13 protein-coding genes are annotated in these 18107 nt (G+C 73.0%); 1 reads left to right on the top strand and 12 read right to left on the bottom strand.

Annotated features, from left to right (window positions below; genetic code table 11):
• Nucleotides 1-292: 292 nt before the first annotated feature.
• The 3 genes from OG580_RS31355 to OG580_RS31345 are packed head-to-tail and all read right to left on the bottom strand — an operon-like array spanning nucleotide 293 to nucleotide 2659.
• Complete coding sequence (locus OG580_RS31355; protein ID WP_267047019.1) at nucleotides 293-976, bottom strand: hypothetical protein; 684 nt, start codon at nucleotides 974-976, stop codon at nucleotides 293-295.
• Nucleotides 976-1515: a SigE family RNA polymerase sigma factor gene (locus OG580_RS31350; RefSeq protein WP_267047018.1), complete on the bottom strand. Its 540-nt coding sequence runs from the start codon at nucleotides 1513-1515 to the stop codon at nucleotides 976-978. Before OG580_RS31350 ends, OG580_RS31355 begins: the two co-directional genes overlap by 1 nt.
• The gene (locus tag OG580_RS31345; RefSeq protein ID WP_267047017.1) at nucleotides 1496-2659 is read right to left on the bottom strand and encodes a LacI family DNA-binding transcriptional regulator; all 1164 of its coding nucleotides are present in this window, start codon (nucleotides 2657-2659) and stop codon (nucleotides 1496-1498) included. Before OG580_RS31345 ends, OG580_RS31350 begins: the two co-directional genes overlap by 20 nt.
• A gap of 258 nt (nucleotides 2660-2917) precedes the next feature.
• Between OG580_RS31345 and OG580_RS31340 the strand changes: the two genes are divergently transcribed.
• Nucleotides 2918-5806: a glycoside hydrolase family 2 TIM barrel-domain containing protein gene (locus OG580_RS31340; protein ID WP_267047016.1), complete on the top strand. Its 2889-nt coding sequence runs from the start codon at nucleotides 2918-2920 to the stop codon at nucleotides 5804-5806.
• A gap of 44 nt (nucleotides 5807-5850) precedes the next feature.
• Here the strand turns inward: OG580_RS31340 and OG580_RS31335 are convergent, their stop codons facing one another.
• The 9 genes from OG580_RS31335 to OG580_RS31295 form a co-directional block, all read right to left on the bottom strand.
• The gene (locus tag OG580_RS31335; RefSeq protein ID WP_267047015.1) at nucleotides 5851-6912 is read right to left on the bottom strand and encodes a rhamnogalacturonan acetylesterase; all 1062 of its coding nucleotides are present in this window, start codon (nucleotides 6910-6912) and stop codon (nucleotides 5851-5853) included.
• 29 nt (nucleotides 6913-6941) lie between these two features.
• A complete protein-coding gene (locus OG580_RS31330; RefSeq protein ID WP_267047014.1) occupies nucleotides 6942-9674 on the bottom strand; it encodes a Tat pathway signal sequence domain protein in 2733 nt (910 codons plus the stop codon).
• A 133-nt stretch (nucleotides 9675-9807) separates the two neighbouring features.
• Nucleotides 9808-10404, bottom strand: a complete 597-nt coding sequence (locus OG580_RS31325) for a hypothetical protein (protein WP_267047013.1) — start codon at nucleotides 10402-10404, stop codon at nucleotides 9808-9810.
• Nucleotides 10405-10420: 16 nt separating this feature from the next.
• Complete coding sequence (locus tag OG580_RS31320) at nucleotides 10421-11299, bottom strand: carbohydrate ABC transporter permease (RefSeq protein WP_267047012.1); 879 nt, start codon at nucleotides 11297-11299, stop codon at nucleotides 10421-10423.
• Nucleotides 11296-12330 (bottom strand): carbohydrate ABC transporter permease, encoded by a 1035-nt coding sequence (locus OG580_RS31315; RefSeq protein WP_267047011.1) that lies wholly within the window; start codon nucleotides 12328-12330, stop codon nucleotides 11296-11298. Before OG580_RS31315 ends, OG580_RS31320 begins: the two co-directional genes overlap by 4 nt.
• The gene (locus OG580_RS31310) at nucleotides 12330-13580 is read right to left on the bottom strand and encodes an ABC transporter substrate-binding protein (protein ID WP_267047010.1); all 1251 of its coding nucleotides are present in this window, start codon (nucleotides 13578-13580) and stop codon (nucleotides 12330-12332) included. The genes OG580_RS31315 and OG580_RS31310 overlap by 1 nt, the downstream gene beginning before the upstream one ends.
• A gap of 193 nt (nucleotides 13581-13773) precedes the next feature.
• A complete protein-coding gene (locus tag OG580_RS31305) occupies nucleotides 13774-15297 on the bottom strand; it encodes an alpha-N-arabinofuranosidase (protein WP_267047009.1) in 1524 nt (507 codons plus the stop codon).
• A gap of 161 nt (nucleotides 15298-15458) precedes the next feature.
• Entirely contained in the window at nucleotides 15459-16262 is an 804-nt protein-coding gene (locus tag OG580_RS31300) for a phosphatidate cytidylyltransferase (RefSeq protein WP_267047008.1), read from the bottom strand.
• Complete coding sequence (locus tag OG580_RS31295) at nucleotides 16259-18043, bottom strand: histidinol-phosphate transaminase (protein WP_267047007.1); 1785 nt, start codon at nucleotides 18041-18043, stop codon at nucleotides 16259-16261. Before OG580_RS31295 ends, OG580_RS31300 begins: the two co-directional genes overlap by 4 nt.
• Nucleotides 18044-18107: the final 64 nt, after the last annotated feature.

The raw sequence follows: 18107 nt of genomic DNA, 5'->3' as shown, positions 1-18107 counted from the left end.
ACTGTCCTCGCTCCAGCCGAGGCGAGCGCATCGGCGTGCGGCTCCTTCGGTGCGGGGGGGGGATGGGGATACGGGGCGGCTCCCGGTTGTTCCTAGGTCGCCGCCGACCGGGGAAGGGTTGCCCCCCGTGCGACGCCGGTCTCATCCGCCGACGCGCCGGCGCCGCCTCCCGTACGCGACGGTGGGGACGGCGAGCAGCGGCCCCCACAGGACGAGCGGGGCGTAGCAGACGTCGTACGTCAGGAGGCGCAGGGGGACGTGTCCCGGACAGGCCTGAGGGCCGGCCGTCGCCTCACGTCGCCGGGGCCGTCCCGAAGCCGCCCCGGAGGGTGGACCTGCCGCCGTCGGCCCCCGTCAGGACGACGGTGTACGTGTCGGCCGAGGCGTCCCGTACCCCCTCGGCGTGGTTGTACTGCACCGCGAAGACATGGCGGCCCGGCGGGACCGTGCGCCCCGGCTTGAGGGCCCACCGGTAGCGCAGCGCCCCGGGCTCCTCCGTGACCGTCACCGTGAAGTCCTCGGCGGGGCGCGTGCGCCAGTGCCCGGTGCTGACGACGCCCGCCGTGCGGGCGACCCGCACGTCGACGACGAGGCCGGTCACCGGCGCCTGTGTCGTCAGGGTCAGGTCCCCCTGCGCCCACCAGCGGTTGCTCCCGGGGTCGATGGTGCCGGCGGCGGCCGCCGGCGGCCCCGGCACGGGCCCCGCCGTCGCGGGCGCGGTCGGTCCCCGGTCCAGCGTGGTCACGGCGAGCCCGCCGAGGCCGACCACCCCGGCGACGGCCAGCGCCACGGCCACGGCCGCCGGCCAGCGCCGGCCGGCCCACGGGGCGGAGCGCGGACCTGCCGGGCGTGGCCGCCGGGACGTCCCCGGTGGTGCGGCGAGGCCGCGCTCCACCCGGGCCAGGATGCGGGCGTGGTCGGGCTGATGGGCGAGCCCCGCCTCCCGCAGCTCACGGCGCAGCTGTGCCTCGTCCATCAACGCCTCCCCGCGACGAGTTCGGTGGCAGCCCGCTCGCCCAGGAGGCGCTGGAGCTCCGCCATCCCCTTGGCGGTCTGGCTCTTCACCGTACCGACCGAGATCCCCAGCGCGAGCGCGGTGTCGCGTTCGGAGAGGTCGAAGGCGTGCCGGAGCACGACGCAGGCGCGCTTGCGGAACGGCAGGGCGCGCAGCGCCGTCCGTACGTCGATGACGGCCGGGATGTCCGGGTCCTCGACGTGGTCCGGGCGCCGGTCCCAGAAGGCGGCGATCCGCCGCCGTTCGCGGACGGTGCCCCGGATCCGGGTCCGGACGAGGTTGGTGACGACGCCCCGGGCGTAGGCGGCGGGGTGGTCGGCGGCGCGGACCCGGTCCCAGCGGTGCCACAGGGCGAGCATGGCGTCGGCCGCGAGGTCGTCGGCGGCGTCGGTCTCGCCGGTCAGCAGGTGCGCGAGGCGGGCGAGTTCGGCGTAGTGGCGCGCGAAGAAGGCCCGGAACTCCGTCGCGCTGTCGTCGTCGTCAGCGTCCGCCGTGACCACGACGGCCCTCGGTGGAGGCGGCGGAGGCCGTGGAACCGGAGGCCTCGGCGGGCTCGCCGGACGCACCGGCGGTCGCGGACGCCCCGGCCGTCGCGCCCGCCGCGGAGTCGGCGGGCCTTCCGGCCCCCGTGCCCGCCGCCCGCCCGGTGCTGGCGCGTTCGGTCAGGCGCGGTGCGATCAGCTCCGTACCGCGCGAGGCCTCCCCGTCGAGGCGGGCGACGAGCCGTTCGACGGCCAGTCGTCCCATCTCCTGGGCGGGTACGGAGACGGCGGTGAGCGGTACGGAGGCGTGGACCGCGACCTGGTCGGGGCAGATGGCGACGACGGAGACGTCCTCCGGCACCGCCCTGCCCTGGTGGCGCAGGAGCGCGAGCAGGGGTTCCACGGCGGCCTCGTTCTGGACGACGAGGGCCGTGGTGCCGGGGCGTTCCTCGAAGACCCGGGTGACGGCGGCGGCGACGGCCGCGTAGGTGCCCTCCACGGGGCGGTGGAGCAGCCCGACGCCGTGCGCGTCGGCGGCGGCGCGCAGCCCGGTGAGCGTGCGGGCGGCGAAGCCGGTGTCGCGGGCGTAGACGGCGGGCGGCTCGCCGAGGACGGCGATCCGGGTGTGGCCGAGGCCCGCGAGGTGCTCGACGCAGCGCGCTCCGGCGGCCTCGAAGTCGAGGTCGACGCAGTCGAGAACGGCCGAGTCGGCGGACTCGGCGGGCAGGCCGATGAGGACGGAGGGCCGTTCGGCTTCCTTGAGACAGGGCAGCCGCGGGTCGTCGAGCTCGACGTCCATGACGATCATGGCGTCGGCGATCGCGCTGCCCTCGACGCGCCGGACGGCCTCGGGGCCCTCCTCGCCGGTGAGCAGCAGCACGTCGTACCCGTGGGAGCGGGCGGTGGTGGTGACGGCCATCGCGATCTCCATCATCACCGGTACGTAGAGGCCGGTGCGGAGCGGCATCATCAGGGCGAGGATGTCGGTCCGGCTGCTGGCGAGCGCGCGGGCGCCGGCGTGCGGCCGGTAGCCGAGGGCGTCGATGCTGTGCTGGATCCGCTCGCGGGTGGGGGCGGAGATGGAGCGTTTGCCGCTGAGCACGTAGCTGACGGTGCTGGCCGATACCCCGGCGTGGCGGGCGACATCGGCGAGGGTGACCACGTGTGCGCTCCTCGGCAGTTCCCGGTGTTCCGGGCGACCGCCCGACGGTGATGGTTCCGGGCGACCGCCCGATGATTCGGCTCCCGACCCTAAGCGGCCGCTCGTCGAGCTGTCCAGGTCAGCGTGGAAGAGTCCAAGGGTCCGGCGGTCGCGCGGGGTTGTGCGCGGACCACCGGCGCGATGGGATGGACTCCGGACAGAAAGCGCTTTCTGTCTCACTGGGCTCCCCTTCCTCTCCCTCACTCCGTCAGGAGGACCATGTCCGACCTGCCCTGGTACGAAGACGTCTCCCCCGGCCGCGGCACGCTGCCGCCCCGGGCCTGGTACGCGGGCTCCGACGCCGCCACCCTCTCCCTGAACGGCTCGTGGGGCTTCCGCCTCTCCCCCGCCGCCGACACCGAGGACGCCTCCTTCGCGGCCCCGGGCTTCGACGCGAGCGCCTGGGGCGCCGTCACGGTCCCGGGCCACTGGGTGCTCCAGGGCAAGGAGAAGGAGTACGGCGGCCCCGTCTACACCAACGTCCGGTACCCCTTCCCCGTCGACCCGCCCCGCGTTCCCACCGAGAACCCGACCGGCGACCATCTGCGCCGCTTCGACCTGCCAGCCGACTGGCCTGCGGACGGCGGGGCCGTCCTCCGCCTCGACGGGGTCGAGTCCTGCGCCCGGGTCTGGCTCAACGGCACGGAGCTCGGCGACTTCAAGGGCTCCCGGCTGGCCCACGAGTTCGCCGTCGGCCACCTCCTGAAGGCCCGGGACAACGTCCTCGCGCTCCGCGTCCACCAGTGGTCCTCCGGCTCCTACCTGGAGGACCAGGACCAGTGGTGGCTGCCGGGCGTGTTCCGGGACGTGACCCTGCTGCACCGGCCGGAGGGCGCCCCCGGCGACTTCTTCACGCACGCCTCGTACGACCACACCACCGCCACGGGCACCCTGCGCGTGGAGTGCGACGTGCCCGGCCGGGTCACCGTGCCCGAGCTGGGTCTCGACCTCGCCACCGGGGAGTCGGCGACGGTGCCGGCCGAACCGTGGAGCGCCGAGACGCCCCGGCTGTACGAGGGCGAGCTCATGGCCGGCGGCGAGCGGGTCCCGCTGCGGATCGGCTTCCGGACCGTGGCCGTCGAGAACGGGGTCCTCACGGTGAACGGCCGCCGGATCCTCTTCCGCGGGGTGAACCGCCACGAGTTCCACCCGGAGCACGGCCGGAGCCTGGACCTCGCGACGATGCGCGCGGACGTGGAGCTGATGAAGCGGCACAACATCAACGCCGTCCGCACCTCGCACTACCCGCCGCACCCCGCCTTCCTCGACCTGTGCGACACGTACGGGCTGTGGGTGATCGACGAGGGCGACCTGGAGACGCACGGCTTCGAGGACCTGGAATGGCGGGGCAATCCGGTCGACGACGAGCGCTGGACCCCGGCGCTTCTCGACCGGGCCGCCCGGCTCGTGGAGCGGGACAAGAACCACCCCTCGGTGGTCGTCTGGTCGCTCGGCAACGAGTGCGGGGTCGGCGCGGGACTCACCGCGGTGGCCCGGTGGATCCGCGACCGCGACCCGTCCCGCGCCCTCCACTACGAGGGCGACCGCTCCTGCGCGGACACCGACGTCTACTCGCGGATGTACCCGCCGCACGCCGAGGTCGAGGAGATCGGCCGCAGGGCCGACGAAGGCCCGGAGGCCAGGCGTCGACTCCCCTTCATCCTCTGCGAGTACGCGCACGCGATGGGCAACGGACCGGGCGGACTCTCCGAGTACCAGCGGCTGTTCGAGACGTACGAGCGCTGCCAGGGCGGCTTCGTCTGGGAGTGGATCGACCACGGTCTCGCCCACCCGGTGTACGGCCACGGCTACGGCGGCGACTTCGGGGAGGAGGTGCACGACGGGAACTTCGTCTGCGACGGTCTGCTCTTCCCCGACCGGACGCCGTCGCCGGGGCTCCTGGAGTACAAGAAGGTGATCGAGCCGGTACGGATCGCGCCCGACGGTCCGGGCTCGGTCCTGGTGGGCAACGGCCACGACGTCGTCGATCTCACGCATCTCGCCTTCACCTGGTCCTTCCTGGCCGACGGCGAGACCCTCGCCACCGGCCCGCTCGACGTCCCGCCGCTCGCCGCCGGAGAGAGCGCACGGGTGACGCTGCCTTCCGCGCCCGCGCACCCGGCCGGGGCCGAAACCCTGTGGACGGTACGGGCGTTGCTCGCCCAGGACACCGCCTGGGCGCCCGCCGGGCACGAGGTGGCCTGGGGGCAGGTCCCGGTCTCCGCAGCCACCCCCGCGCCACGAGAGGCGACCGACGTACGGCCCGTCCGCGCGGCCGGCCGGATCAGCCTCGGCCCCGGGTCCTTCGACCCCCGCACCGGCGAACCCCTCGCTATCGGCTCCCTCCCTGTCACCGGCCTCCGGCTCGACGTCTGGCGGGCGCCGACGGACAACGACGAGGGCGCGCCCTGGCAGCCCGACGAGCGCCACGGGCCGCTCTGGCGCGAACTCGGCCTGCACCGGATGCGCCACCGCGTCGACGACGTCGCCCTGGAGGACGACTCCTTGACCGTACGGACCCGGGTGGCGCCGGCCGCCCGGGACGTCGGCCTGCGCACCACGTACCGCTGGACCTCGGACGGCGCCGCGTTGCGGCTCCGGGTCGAGGTGGTCCCCGAGGGCGAGTGGCGGGTGCCGCTCCCCCGGCTCGGGGTCGGGCTCGGGCTCCCGGCCGCCCTGGACCGGGCCGTCTGGTACGGCGCCGGGCCCGGCGAGGCGTACCCCGACACCCGGGCCGCCGCGCGGCTCGGCCGCTGGGAGGCCGCGGTGGACGCGCTCCGGACCCCGTACCTGCGACCGCAGGAGAACGGGGCCCGGATCGACACCCGGTGGCTGGTCCTGACGGACTCCACCGGGGCCGGTCCCGGCGTACGGGTGGAGGGCGACCCGGCGTTCTCGTTCACGGCCCGCCCCTGGACCACCGCGCAGCTGGAGGCTGCCGCCCACCCCACCGATCTGGTGGCGGGCGACACGCTCCGGCTGCACCTGGACCACGCCCAGCACGGCATCGGCTCCCAGTCCTGCGGACCGGGTGTGCTGCCCGCGTACCGGCTGGACGCGGCCCCGGCCACGTTCAGCCTGACCTTCACCCCGATGGAGGGCCGGTGACGGACTGACGGGCCGACGGGCCGACGGATCAGCGGGCCGACGGATCAGCGGAGCAGCCGGTCCGGGACGATGTCCCGGGCCCGCAGCTCCTCGGCGACGAGGGCCGCGTACTCCGTGGCCCCGCGCACCGAGGTGTGGGTGTTGTCCCGCTTCTCGGTCGTCAGGTAGAGGGCCTTGGAGGCCTCGGGACCCAGCTGTTCGACGCGCGCCTTCGTGAGGGCGGTGAGGTCGATCAGTGGGGTGCCGAGGGCACCGGCGAGGGCGCGGATCTCGGCGGGGTGGTCGACGCCGAGGCCGTTGACGAGCAGCGCGATGCCGTTGTCGAGCGTGCCGTCGGCGTTGAACCAGCGGCGGACGATCGGGGTGACGAGGACGGGTTCGCCGCCCCGGGCCCGTACCCGCTCGACCAGGCTCGTCAGGTTGGCGCGGTACGTGGCCGCGTCCGTCTGCTTGTCGTTGTGGGCGAGCTGGATCAGGACGGGGTCGCCGGGGCGGATCGCCGCCTCGACCGTGTCGAAGAGCGCCGGGTTCGCCAGGAAGGTGACGGTGCTCTCGCCCGAGTCGGCGTGGTTGGCGACCGCGATGCCCCGCCGGAGGTGGGCGGGCAGCTGCTGGCCCCAGCCGGTGTACGGGGCACCCGGCTGGTCGCAGACGGTGGAGTCGCCGACGAGGAAGAGACGCGGGGCGACGGGGGCGGGCGTGACCCGGAGCGCGGTGACGCGCGGGGCCGCGCCGCCGAGGACGAGGTCGAGGCCGGGGCTGCCGGCGGCCCCGGTGGGCTCGCCCTCCGGGTCGCGGACGTCCACGGTGAACGAGCGCCGGACGCGCTGTCCCGCCTCGGTGGCGGTCTCGGCGAGCAGCGCCCGCCTGGTCTCACCCGTGACGGCGGTGGATCCGGCCTCGTCACCGCCGAGGACGACGGAGACGTCGTACGTGCCGGGGGCGACGTCGAAGTGGCAGACGAGCTCGCCCGTGCCGGCGCCCGTGGTGGTGGCGGCACAGTGGTCGAGACCCTGGCCGTAGGGGCCGTCGGCGCGGGCGGCGGGTGCGGCGGCGAGCGACCCGAGGAGGGTCGCGGCGGCGGCGAGGAGTGCGGTCCTTCGCATGGTGGTCCTCTCGGTTCCGGTCGGCGGGGTCACGCGGGGAGGTGGTCGCCGACCAGGGCGAGGTTCTGGATGGCGGCCAGGCCGTACAGGGCGGTGGTGTTGGTGCTGATCCAGAGGTGCTCGTAGCCGGGTTCGAGGGCGGCGGAGCCCTGGACGGGGGTCTTGTCCCACACCATGGCCGCCGTGTAGCCGTCGCTCTTGTCGAACTTGGCCCAGGCGCGCTGGGCGAGCTTGGCGTCGTTCAACTGGGCCGCCGCGTAGGCGTCCTGGCGCGAGTGGCCCTGGAAGAGCAGGAGGGTGCCGAAGTTCTTGCCGTAGCGGGCGGCCTGTTCGGTCTTGGAGGCGTTGAAGTAGCGGCAGTAGTCGAGCCAGGCCGTCTTGAACTGCGGCATGTCGACGAGGTCGATGAGCTCGGCGCACATCTCGACCAGGCCGAACATGGCGGAGAGGTGCGAGACGCCGACGACGGGCTCGGTCGCCACGGCGAAGCGGCCGGTGTCGAGGTCGTAGAGGCCTGTGCCCTGGACGAAGCCGTTGGGCTGTGCGGCGATGGTCTCCATGGTCGAGCGCAGCCGGGCCTCCGCCTTGGCGGCCTTGGGACCGCCGCGCTCCCACTCGGTGAGCCAGGCGGCGGCGAGGCCGCTCCAGTCGGTGCCGAAGCCGATGGAGAGTGCGTGCCTGTCGGGGGTGTAGGGCTCGGTGCGGATCTTGCGGATGGGGTCGAGGACGAGGAAGGTCTCGTCGGAGTCGACGAGGTCGTGCATGAGGTCCCCGACGCGTTCGTCGGCGGTGAGGAAGTAGTAGGGGCGCCGGTAGACGGCGGTGGAGATGCGCTGCTGCTTGGCACTGCAGGCGAAGTGCTGGACGCCGTGCCGGGTGCCGAGTCCGGCCCAGGTGCCGAGGTGGTAGACGTCGACCTCGCCGGTGTGGCGGGTCATGGCCTCGGCGAAGCGGAAGACGTCGGCGCGGCCGGAGCGCAGATAGGCATACCAGAGCCACAGGTCGGGCGAGAGTTCGGAGTTGTCCCAGGCGTAGCCGCCGACGTCGTACCGCCACTGGTGACGGTCCTCGTCGTAGGTGTGCATGATGTCGCCATAGTCCCAGAAGCCGTACCAACGGCGCTGCTCCGCCTGGTCCTTGTAGTAGCCGAACAGGTAGTCGAGGTGGTCCTCGATCCTGGCCTTGGCGGGGGTCGTACGGTCGACGGGCGAGAAGAGTCCGCCGAACACCCGGGCCCGGACGAGGTCTTCGGGGCTGACGGCGAGCTGCGGCGGGGTGCGGACGGCTGCCGCCTGGGCGACGAGGGTCTCGGCGGTGGGGGTGGCGGCGTTGGCCCAGAACATCAGCTCGCTGGTGCGGGCGATGCCGTAGGGGGTGCCGAAGCCGGGCTCGTAGTCCTCGTAGGTGATGTTGAGGCCTTCGAGCTGCTCGGGGAAGGCGTCCTGGCCCATGCCGTCGTGGTAGAAGCGCAGGTCCATGGGCTGGGCCTCGGGCGACCAGAGCCAGAGGGTGACCTCGGCCTCGTCGCCGGCCGCGCCCCGGATGTCGAGCTGGGCGGGGTGCTTCTGCCAGAAGTCCCGCAGGCCGAAGGAGAGTCCGCCGGTGACGCCGCCGACGTAGCCGAAGCCGCTCGCGCGGCGGCCGCCGCCGGCCGGGATCCAGCCGTGGCCGGGCTTGGTGCGCTTGCGCAGGGCGAAGCCGTCGGCGGAGAGCTGGGAGAGGGTGTAGTCGCCCCAGGTGGGGACGTACTGCATACGGGTCGTGACGCGCTGGTCCCAGGTGGCGGGGTCGGGCAGCTTCTCGCCCTTGACCTGGGCGGTGCGGACGGCGGCGCCGGGGTCGCGGCGCAGGCCGGTGACGCCCTGGACGGCCTCGGTGAGGAAGCCCGCGCCCTCGCCGGCGATCCGGACGTGCCGGTCGTAGGCGGCGTCCCGCATCGGGACGGTGAAGCGGACACCGAGGCCGCGGATGAAGTCCTTGGCCTGGTCGCCGTCATAGGTGATGGTGTGGACCATCCGGAAGGACTCGGAGCCCGCGTAGAAGTAGAGGCGCACGGAGAACGGCAGCCAACTGCGGCTGCCCTTGCGGTGCTTGCCGTCGATGCGGACCACAGCCCGGACGGGGCCGCTCTGTTCGACGGTGGCGCCGGAGATCTCGCCGTCGAACCGCTCCCACTTGGCGTTGCCCTGGTCGCCGTCGTCGAGGTCGCTCTGGCGGAGCAGGACGAGCCGGCCGTCGGTGGCGATCTTCACTCCGTCGCGGGTGACGGATTCGACGAGCTTCCCGCCGTCCTTCCGGATGACGGCGCGGACGGTGCCGGTGTCGACGGTGATCCGGCGGTCGGTCTCGGTGACGGAGACGGTCCGCGCGGCGGTGGCGGGAGCTCCGGGCGTGAGGGTGAAGCGCTCGGCCCCGGCGGCCCCGGGTCCGACGGCGTGCGCGGTCCACTTGAGGGAGCCGTCGGGCCAGCGGGCGGTGGTCCAGGTCTGGACGGGGACGTCGGCGCCGTCGGCGGTGGTGAGCGCGAAGGCCTGGTCTCCGGGGTGGACGCCCTTGGGCCATGCGGCGCCGAAGGTCGAGCCGGCGGCGGCCCCGAGACCGCCGGGCTCCAGCCAGGTGACGGTGGCGGGCCGGTCGGCCGCCGGGGTCTCGGCGGGCGCGGCGGCCTGGGCCTCCCCGCGTCCGAGCACCCAGCTGAACTGTGCGGCGGCCCCGGCGACGGCGGCGGCCTTCAGGAGGTTGCGGCGAGGTATCGCGGACATCGGAATCCCTTCATGCGCATGACGGAGAGCGCTGTCGCGGCGGAGCGCGGGGACAGCGGAGGAACAGAAGAAGAGGAGGAGGAAGCGGGAGGGGCGCGCCCCGGCGACCCGACTACCCGGTCACCGGAGCGGGCTACCCGGTCACCGGAGCCGACCGCGCGGTCGCCGGAGCCGTGGCCCGGCGCTCGACCGCCAGCGCGGCGGCGACGACGATGCCGAGGGCGGGCACGGCCAGCGGGGCCGAGAACCAGGCGGAGGCCGCGATGACGGCGAAGCCGCAGACGACGAGCAGGGAACCGGCCGGGTCCCCCAGGGTCCGGCGGGCCGCCGGGGCGAGGAGTTCGCGCCAGCGGGCGTCCGGGCGCCAGGCCGCGCAGGCCCGCAGCAGGGTGACCGCGAGCCCGAGGGCCACCAGGACCCCGACCGCGCCGACGAACCGGGCGCCGGGCAGGACCCCCGCCCGTACGACGGCGAGGTCCGCCCACAGCAGGGCGAGGGCCGCCCAGACGGCGAGGCCCACGCGCCAGCCCCGGCGCACGGCGGCGCGCAGGTCGGCGGCGAAGAACCGCAGACCGGCCTCCTCGTCGCCCGTCCAGCGCCGCAGGTGCGCGGCGCCGGCCGCGAGCGCCGCCGGCAGCGTCACGAGCGGGAGCGCGGCGACGGCGATCCACACCCCCACGAGGAGGCATTCCGCGAAGACCCCGAAGCGGGCCAGGAAACGTGCTCTCATCCCGTCGGCCATCCCCTCAGCCCTTGAGGCCCGAGGTGGCCATGCCGTCGATGAGGTACCGCTGGAAGGCGAGGAAGAAGGCGACCACCGGGAGCAGTGCCACGAGCGACATCGCGATCATTCCGCCGTAGTTGGCGACGCCGTCCTGGTCGACGAACATCTTCAGGCCGAGCGAGACCGTGTACTTCTCGGGTTCGTTGAGGTAGATCAGCGGGCCCATGAAGTCGTTCCACGCGTTGATGAACGTGAAGATCGCGCTGGTGATGAGCGCGGGCCGGCAGAGCGGCAGCACGATCGACCAGTACGTCCTCAGGTGCCCGCAGCCGTCGAGGCGGGCGGCCTCGTCCAGCTCCTTCGGCAGTCCGCGCATGAACTGGAGCATCAGGAAGACGAAGAAGGCGTCCGTGGCCAGGTACTTGCCGAGCAGCAACGGCGTGTACGTGTTGATCAGTTCGAGCTTCTGGAAGAGCACGTACTGCGGGATGAGCAGCACGTGGTACGGCAGGAGCAGGGTGCCGATCATCAGGGTGAAGAGCACTCCGCGTCCGGCGAAGCCGATCTTGGCGAAGGCGTAGGCGGAGAGCGAGCTGGAGATCAGCACGCCCACCACCGAACCGACGGCCAGGAAGAGGGAGTTGCCGAAGAAGGTGGAGATGGGGATGTCGGCGATGCCGTCGGCGAGCCGCCGGTAGTTGTCGGTGATGGGGGCGGCGGGGAAGAGGGTCAGGCTGCCGACGATCTCGTCGTTCGGCTTGAAGGAGCCGCCGATCACCCACACCACGGGGTAGAGGATGACCGCGAGCACGGCCAGGGCCCCGAGGTGCCAGGCGACCGATCCCGCCGTGCGTGTCCCACGGGTGCCGGTCGCGCCTGCGCCGGTGCGTGCGAGGCTCATCGGCCCCCCTCCTCGTAGTGCACCCAGCGCCGCTGGGACCAGAACAGCACCGCCGTGACCAGGCCGACGGCGAGCAGCAGCATCCAGGCCATCGCCGAGGCGAGTCCCATCCGGCCGTTCTCGAAGCCCTGGATGTAGAGGTAGCAGGTGTAGACGAGCGTGCCGTCGGCCGGGCCGCAGGCGTTGCCCTGGCTGCCGATGATGTAGGCGGAGCCGAAGATCTGGAAGGAGTGGATGGTCTCCAGGAGCACGTTGAAGAAGAGCACCGGGGAGATCATCGGCAGCGTGATGTGCCAGAACCTCCGCCACGGGCTCGCCCCGTCGACCTGGGCCGCCTCGTACAGCTCCCGTGGCACCTGCTTGAGTCCGGCGAGGAAGATGACCATCGGGGCGCCGAACTGCCAGACGGTCAGCGCGACCAGGGCGTAGATGATGCGGTCGGGGTCGCCGATCCAGCCTCCGGCTTCCATGCCGAAGAGCTGCTGGGTGCGGTCGACTGCGGCGCCGTCGGAGAAGATCGCGCGCCAGACGATGGCGACGGAGACGCTGGCCCCGATGAGCGAGGGCGCGTAGAACGCGGCCCGGTAGAAGCCCTGGCCGCGTCGGCTCTGGTTGAGCAGCAGGGCGACGCCGAGTGCGGCGGCCAGTTTCAGCGGGGTGCCGATCACCACGTACCAGCCGGTGATCTCGACCGAGGTGCGCCAGCGGGGGTCGCCGAACATCTCGGTGAAGTTGTCGAGGCCGATCCACTGCGGGGCGTCGAAGAGGTTGTAGTCGGTGAAGGCGAAGTAGAGCGAGGCCACCATGGGTCCCGCGGTGAGCAGGAGGAAGCCCGCGATCCAGGGGGACATGAAGAGGTAGCCGGCGAGGTTCTCGCGGCGGGCCCTGCGCGGGCGGGCGGAGCGGCCCGCCGCCCGGGGCGGGCGCCCCTCGCCGGACGGGGAGTCCGCGGGTGCGGTCCCCCCGTCCGGGCGGGGCGCCCGCTCGGGGTGCGGTGCGGAGGTCGGTGCGGAGGTCACGGCGGCGTCCATCAGGAGGAGAGCGCCGTCTTCGCCTCGGTGAAGTACTGCTTCACCGCGTCCGCGACCGGGCGCTTGCCCAGGGACATCTCCTCGGCGAGCCGCATGAAGGCGGCCTCGCAGACGTCGGCGCCGGCCGGGTGCGGTGTGATCGGCTCCAGGACGCGGGACTCGACGAGCTGCTTCTCGTACGCGGCGATCTGCTTGCCGACCTCGTCCGTCGGCACGTACGCCTGGTACTGGGCCTCGGTGGCCGGGACGCCCCGGTCGTAGCCCATGATCCTGCCGACCTCGGGGTCGTGGACCATGAAGTCGATGAACTGGGCGGCCTCCTTGGGGTGCTTGGTGCGCTTGGAGGCGCTGAGCATGAGGGAGCCGAGGTACTGGCCGGTCTTGCGGCCGTCCGTCGTGGGGATGGGGGCGAGCCCGTACCGGCTCTTGCCCTCGGAGCTGTAGCGGACGGCGAAGTTGTCCCAGGTGAACTCGCAGCCGGCGAGTTCGGCGGTGACCGCCGACTTGGGCTTGGCCGGGATGGTCTTCTTGGGGTCGGCGTAGACGCCGGACTTCACCCGCTCGAAGGCCTTGGTCCACCAGTCCGTCAGGTCCGTCTCGGTGAAGCCGAGGCCGGAGGCGGTGAAGAACGCCTTGCCGTGCTGGCGCAGGTAGAGGTCGTACAGGTACATGATCCCGTACGGCCCCGCGTCGCCCGCCCGGCCCTGGGTCTCCTGGATCTTCGCGAGGGCCGCGTGGTACTCGTCCCAGGTCCAGCCCGGCTTCGGGGTGACGCCGGCCTTGGTGAAGACGGCCTGGTCGACGACGAGGGCCATCGAGTTGCTGCCGACGGGTATGCCGAGGAGCTTGCCGTCGACCTCGCCGAACTTCTCCAGGCCGGCCCGGAACCCGTCGAGGCGGAGGTTCCCCGCCCCGGCCTGCTCGCGCAGGTCGAGGAGGACGTTCTTCGCGTCGTACTTGCGCAGGAAGCCGATGGCGTTCTGGAAGACGTCCGGCGCGTTGCCGCCGGACGCCTGGGTGTTGAACTTCTTCCAGAAGTCGGCGTACGGCTGGAAGTCGGTCTTGACCTTGATCTTCGGAAACTTCTTCTCGAAGAGCGCGATCGACTGGTTGATCCGCTTGGCCCGGTCCTCCGAGCCCCACCAGCTGTACCGAATGGTGACCGTGCCGTCTCCGGAGTCCGAGCCGGTGCCACAGCCCGCCGCAGTCAGGCCGAGAGCCGCCAGCGAGCCGCCGGCGACCTTGAGCATGCTCCGACGGTCAACAGTGCCTTGAGTGCGCACAGTTCGTCCTCCGCGCGTTAATGGAACGTTTCAGGAAAGCGCTTGCTGGGACAAAGTAGGGTTGTCCGTCAGCCACGTCAACGCTTCGGACAGGATCTTTCGAAGCGCTTCGAAGGGCGGGCCGCGAGGGCCCCTGTGAAAGGATTCAACAACGAGGCTGTCAGGCCAGCCGGATGACGTTCCAGGACATCGGCTCGAGGACGGCCCGCAGAAGCCCGTCGTCGAGCGTCGAGCCGTCCACCGGGTGCGGGACGACCCGCTCCGGCTCGTCGAGCGTGTTGCGGGCCTCGGGGTCCGCGTCGGCGAGCGCGCTGTGCTCGACGACCCGGTCGAGACCGAGTCCACACAGCGTCACCCGCAACGGCAGGGGCGCGTTCCGGTCACGGTTGACCGCGAAGACCGTCACCGAGCCGTCCTCGCCGCGTACGGCCGTGGCGTGCAGCAGGGGCACGTCCCCGAACCTCGCCGTGGGGTACGAGGGCGCGTCCACGCGGACGTCGAGGACGGTGCCGCGGCCGTGCCGGGACGCCTGCGCGAAGGGGAAGAAGGTCGTCTGGCGCCAGGCGGGGCCGCCGGGCTCCGTCATGATCGGGGCGATCACGTTGACGAGCTGGGCGAGACAGGCCACCGCGACCCGGTCGGCATGGCGCAGCAGGGTGATCAGGAGGGTGCCGAAGACGACGGCGTCGGTGACGGTGTAGACGTCCTCCAGGATGCGCGGGGCCTCCTGCCAGTCCTCCACCGCGTGCGGGTTGGGCCGGCGCTGGTACCAGACGTTCCACTCGTCGAAGGAGAGCGTGAGCCGCTTCGGGGACTTCAGCCGGGCGCCCACGTGGTCGCAGGTGGCGACCACCTCCTCGATGAAGGCCTCCATGTCGACGGCGGAGGCGAGGAAGGAGTCGCGGTCGCCGTCCTCCTCCTCGTAGTAGGCGTGCAGCGAGACGTGGTCGACGACCTCGTACGTCTCCGCGAGGACCGTGGCCTCCCAGGCGGCGAAGGTCGGCAGCCCGCGCGCCGAGCTGCCGCAGGCGACGAGTTCGAGGCCGGGGTCGATGCTCCGCAGGGCGCGGGCCGTCTGCGCGGCGAGCCTGCCGTACTCCTCTGCGGTCTTCTGGCCGGTCTGCCAGGTGCCGTCCATCTCGTTGCCCAGGCACCACAGCCGGATCCCGAAGGGGTCCTTGTCGCCGTGGGCGACGCGGCGGTCGGAGAGCTCGGTGCCGCCGGGGTGATTGGCGTACTCGACGAGGTCCATGGCCTCGGTGATGCCGCGGGTGCCGAGGTTGAGCGCCATCATCGGCTCGGCCTCGGGTCCGGCCTTCCGCACGAAGGTCATGAACTCGCTCAGGCCGAAGCGGTTGGTCTCGGTGGACCGCCAGGCGACGTCGAGCCGGCGCGGCCGCTCCCCGACCGGGCCGACGCCGTCCTCCCAGCGGTACCCGGAGACGAAGTTGCCGCCGGGGTAGCGGATCGCGGTGACGCCCAGCTCACGGACGAGCTCCAGGACGTCGGCGCGCAGACCGTCCTCGTCGGCGGCCGGGTGGCCGGGCTCGTGGATGCCGGTGTAGACGCAGCGCCCGAGATGCTCGACGAAGGAGCCGAAGAGGCGGGGGTCGACGGGGCCGACGGTGAAGTCGGGGTCGAGGGTGAAACGAGCGGTGTGGGTGGTGTGTTCGGTGTGGGACACGCGATTCCCTCTCGTTCGGATTGTTCGATATATCGACCAACGGTCGGATGTCCGAACGAGAACGTAGGAGCGGAGCTCGCGCGCGTCAATGGATCTCCGCGGCGGTACCGGAGCGGGCGGGGCGACGGTCGCCGCGGCCTGGAGGGCGGCGGCGCCGTGGCTCAGCCCAGGACCAGCAGCACCGCCAGGGCGACGAGGAGGGAGTCGATCCGGTCCAGCAGACCGCCGGAGCCGGGCAGCCAACGGCCGGCGTCCTTCGCACGGGCGCCCCGCTTGACCATCGACTCCAGCAGGTCCCCGAGCGGGCCGCCGACCGCCACGGCCACCGCCGTCTGCCACGTCAGGCACGACAGCACGGCGAGCACGCAGAGACCGGCAGCCGCCCCGGCCAGCGTTCCGCTCCACCGCTTGGCGGGCGACAGCGGGGAGAGCCGGGGGCCGCCGAGACGGCGGCCCGCCCCGTACGCGACGATGTCGGCGATCGACACGGCCACGAACAGGACGAGGCCGAGGGCACCCGACGGCACGAGACCGGCCAGGGCGCCCAGCCACACGAGCCCGAGCAGGCCCGCCCCCAGCCGGCGGAGCCCGTGCTCCGCGTCGCCCGACAGCAGGGGCACCCCGGCGATCGCGAGCGCCCCGACCGCCGCCACCCGGAGCACCTCGCCGGGTGCGAGCCAGGCGGTCAGGACGAGCCCGACGACCGCCGTGCCCAACACCGCCCGGTCCACCGGGCCCAGCCGCAGCAGCCCGCCGAACTCCGCCACCGCGACCACCGCGACCACGGTCGCGAGCACCGCGATCCCCGGCGGACCGAGCCAGAACGCGGCGGTGACCAGGGGAACTCCGAGCGCCCACACGCACCAGCGGACCATCAGCTCACGCCGCCTGGTCGCCGCCACCGCGAGCCCTCCGACCGCCAGTGCCCCGCCGAGGTAGGGCACGAGAGCGGGGACCGTCGTCACCGGGAGACCCGCCCGTCCGGGACGCCCGACGCCACCGCCACCGACACCGGCACCGGCACCGGTGCGCGCAGCGCCTCCAGGGCGCTCCGGCACGCCGCCACGATCCGCGCGTTCTCCGCCGTGTCACGGACGGCGACGCGGACGGTCCGCCCCTCGTACGCCGGGGACATCGGCGACAGGTCCCGCAGGTACACGTCGTGGCGGCGGCACTCGCGCACCAGCCGGGCCGCGCTCGGCCCGTCCGGCGGCAGGGTCACCGTGAGGAAGTTCGCCACCCCCTCGTCGACCGCGCAGAACCCGTCGAGCTCCGCGAGCCCGGCGGCGAGCCCCCGGCGCAGCACGGCGGTGCGCGCCCAGCGTTCCGCGTAGTACTCGGGGTCGCGCAGCGCTGTCACGGCGGCCAACTGGGCCGGCAGGCTCACGGGCCACGGCGGCGTCCAGCGGCGCAGCTCACCGGCCGTGTCCGGGTCCGCCACCAGATACGCGGCCCGCATCCCCGACAGCGCGTACATCTTCGACAGCGAGGTGCAGACCACGACCCGGGGGTCGACCGAGGCGAGCCCGGCCAGCGAGTCCGCCGGATCGACATAGCCCAGGTACGCCTCGTCGATCCACCACCGGGTCCGCGCGGGCGAGGCCTCGATCACCGCGCGCAGCGCGTCGGCGGGAGCGTGGCGGCCGGTCGGGTTGTTCGGATTGACCACCACCACGAGGTCGTAACCGACACTCCGGGTCGCGGCGGCGAGCCGGGCCGGATCGAGCAGCCAGCCGTCCTCCCGGCGCAGCCGGAGCCGGTCGACCCGGCAGCCGATCACCCGCTCGGTGACATGGGCGTACTCCCCGTAGCCCGGATCCACCAGGAGCACCCGGCTCCCCGGCGTCAGCCACCGGCCGAACGCCCGGAAGATCAGGTCGGACGAGCCCGCCCCGACGACCAGCGACTCCGCCGGCAGCCCACGGACGCCGGCGATCTCCGCGAGCAGCCCTTCCGCGCCCGTCGGCGGCGAGGTCCTCGCCGCCCACCCCGGATCCTCCGACAGGACCGCGCGGACGGCGGGGGACGGCGGGAACCAGGCGTCCAGCACATCGGCCGCGACGACCTCGTGACGTCGGGTCAGCGTACGGAAGTCCGTACCGATCGCCGAGAAGAAGGCGCCGCCGTGCTCACAGCCGTCCGCGCGCGGGGCGAACTCCACGTCCAACTGCCAGTCCAGGCCCGCCCGCAGCCGTTCCAGGGTCCGGCCGTGGCGCTCCCCGACCGTCCTCGTCAGCTCGGCCACGGATCCGCTCAGCACCTCGAACGACACGGCGCCCGAGCGGACCGTACGTCCCACCGGCCGCAGCCCGGTGGCGAGGTACATGTCGAGCAGGTCCGTGCGTCCCATCGCCACCACCCGGCGACCGCCCCGCGCCGCGATCCAGCGCAGCGCCGCGTACATGAGGAGCGGCGCCGCCGCGGTGGACCGCCAGCGCTCCTCGACGGTCAGGACCCGGATCTCGAACGGCGCCTCGTCCGTCAGGACCGGCAGCTCCTCGCGCGTCAGGTACTTGTCCAGGCCATAGCGGCCGACCCAGGGCGGGGTGAGACTGACGAAGCCGATCCGCGTCTCCCCGCGCGCGGCCACGAGATACACGTTGTCGCCGTCGAGCCCGTCGCTCAGCCGCCCCGACGGATCCACCGGATGCTGGCCCAACTCCTCCGCGTACACGCGATGGCGCAGCTCGTGGATCCAGTCGTGATCGCTGGGCGTGGCAGCGCGCAGCTGCAAGGCGTGGTCCATAGGTGTCCCCCTGAGACGGTCCGGCATGCGCGCACCAGCATGGAGGAGTCCGGGCGACGGCACC

Source organism: Streptomyces sp. NBC_00094 (assembly GCF_026343125.1).
Taxonomy (GTDB): Bacteria; Actinomycetota; Actinomycetes; order Streptomycetales; family Streptomycetaceae; genus Streptomyces.
This window is presented reverse-complemented; position numbering and strand designations above follow the sequence as displayed.

Excerpts from the sequence above, each read along its gene's own strand:
- OG580_RS31355 (WP_267047019.1), bottom strand. The coding sequence starts at position 976 with ATGGACGAGGCACAGCTGCGCCGTGAGCTGCGGGAGGCGGGGCTCGCC.
- OG580_RS31340 (WP_267047016.1), top strand. The coding sequence starts at position 2,918 with ATGTCCGACCTGCCCTGGTACGAAGACGTCTCCCCCGGCCGCGGCACG.
- OG580_RS31335 (WP_267047015.1), bottom strand. The coding sequence starts at position 6,912 with ATGCGAAGGACCGCACTCCTCGCCGCCGCCGCGACCCTCCTCGGGTCG.
- OG580_RS31330 (WP_267047014.1), bottom strand. The coding sequence starts at position 9,674 with ATGTCCGCGATACCTCGCCGCAACCTCCTGAAGGCCGCCGCCGTCGCC.
- OG580_RS31325 (WP_267047013.1), bottom strand. The coding sequence starts at position 10,404 with ATGAGAGCACGTTTCCTGGCCCGCTTCGGGGTCTTCGCGGAATGCCTC.
- OG580_RS31320 (WP_267047012.1), bottom strand. The coding sequence starts at position 11,299 with ATGAGCCTCGCACGCACCGGCGCAGGCGCGACCGGCACCCGTGGGACA.
- OG580_RS31315 (WP_267047011.1), bottom strand. The coding sequence starts at position 12,330 with ATGGACGCCGCCGTGACCTCCGCACCGACCTCCGCACCGCACCCCGAG.
- OG580_RS31310 (WP_267047010.1), bottom strand. The coding sequence starts at position 13,580 with ATGCTCAAGGTCGCCGGCGGCTCGCTGGCGGCTCTCGGCCTGACTGCG.
- OG580_RS31295 (WP_267047007.1), bottom strand. The coding sequence starts at position 18,043 with ATGGACCACGCCTTGCAGCTGCGCGCTGCCACGCCCAGCGATCACGAC.